Source organism: Megasphaera cerevisiae DSM 20462 (genome assembly GCF_001045675.1).
GTDB classification, from domain to species: Bacteria; Bacillota; Negativicutes; order Veillonellales; family Megasphaeraceae; genus Megasphaera; species Megasphaera cerevisiae.
The window spans coordinates 1-548 of record NZ_LEKT01000188.1; the positions used below are offsets into that span (position 1 = coordinate 1).

At 30.7% G+C, this 548-nt stretch carries 1 protein-coding gene; it reads left to right on the forward strand.

Annotated features, from left to right (window positions below):
• A partial coding sequence (locus AB840_RS15680) for a glycosyl transferase family 4 (RefSeq protein ID WP_048515733.1) occupies positions 1-548 on the forward strand: 548 nt, incomplete at both ends.

The following is a 548-nucleotide window of genomic DNA, read 5'->3' on the forward strand; positions in this document are numbered from 1 at the left end:
CATATAAAGAGTATATAGATGATAAAGAAAGTGTCTTTGTCTTTGATGATGCACAGCTCTATAGTAAAGCAGAATTTGTTGCATATTTCATGAATAAATTAAATTTATCAAATAGAGATATCGTAATCCTAGATAGAGCTACAGAAATTGGTCAAGCAGTATTACAAAATAAAGGTGCTAGCAAATTAGGTGTGGTAGTTCATGCAGAACATTTTAGTGATAATGCCACTGATGGCGATAATATATTGTGGAATAACTACTATGAATATCAATTTAGAAATGCAAAATTTGTTGACTTCTTTATTACTGCGACCGATTTACAAAATCGTATTTTAAGTCAACATTTTTCTAAATATACTCATGATAATCCATTAATCAGAACAGTTCCTGTAGGTAGTTTAAATCAACTTATTCATCCAGAGAAAAAAAGACAACCGTATTCAATGATAACAGCATCTCGACTGGCTAAAGAGAAACATGTAGACTGGATTGCTAAAGCAGTTGTAAAGGCAAAAAAAGAGATTCCTAAATTAACGTTTGATATATAC